The organism is Neisseria sp. P0021.S007, assembly GCF_051956855.1.
On the sequence record NZ_JBQCXA010000380.1, the window covers coordinates 1 to 774 of the forward strand.

1 protein-coding gene is annotated in these 774 nt (G+C 46.3%); it reads right to left on the bottom strand.

The genetic code is table 11. The features are described 5' to 3' along the window. The coding region (locus ACTHUR_RS13485) for an alpha/beta fold hydrolase (protein ID WP_440399039.1) at nt 1-618 on the bottom strand (618 nt) is incomplete at its 3' end. Between the last annotated feature and the right edge of the window lie 156 nt (nt 619-774).

A 774-nucleotide genomic window follows, 5' to 3' on the forward strand; every position in this document is an offset into this window, starting at 1 on the left:
GCGTTCGGCCGCTTCATATAAACCCAGCAGGATGCGCACAGAAATAGCGCGGGCAATAAGCGGATCATTGTCGTAGCTTTTTTGACGTTCGACATTGTGGGTCAGATAGTGGGCTTTGACGTAGCTGTTGACAAAGAAATTGCCACGCCATTTTTGCATCATTTTCAAACCGGTACGGGCAAACGGAACATAGAGTTTGACTTTGAACGCAGGCGAAGCCAATACGGCGCAACGGATTTTCGGCGCGTAATCGTGCAACCAAGTAGAAACCAATACCGCACCGACACTTTGCGCAATCACGCAAATGTTTTCAGGTTTGATGCTGTATTCGCTTTGGATGTGTCGGATAAAATCATCTACGTCTGAAACCGAAGTGCCGATACTCGGACTATCGCCTCGTTCTCCAGGGCTGTAACCATGACCACGCGCGTCCCAAGCAAAATAGGCAAAATCATCAAAACCCAGCTCATCGGCAACAAACATCATCCGGCCGGAATGCTCATGTCCGCGATGGAACAGCACAATGGCTTTGTCGGAAGAACCATCGGCAGCAGGGCGATAGCGGTAGAAAAGCGAAGTACCGTCTTGGGTAGAAAAGTATTTTTGCTGTTCGGACATGAGAAACTCCTAATAGTCATATTTTTTGAACAGTATCATGACATATCGGATAAATGCAATGACTATCCGATAGACGGACGAATGCAATGATGGGGAGAAATGGTAAAAGATGATTCCAAATTTTACTTAAAACCGATGACAGTGATTGTTAAAAGG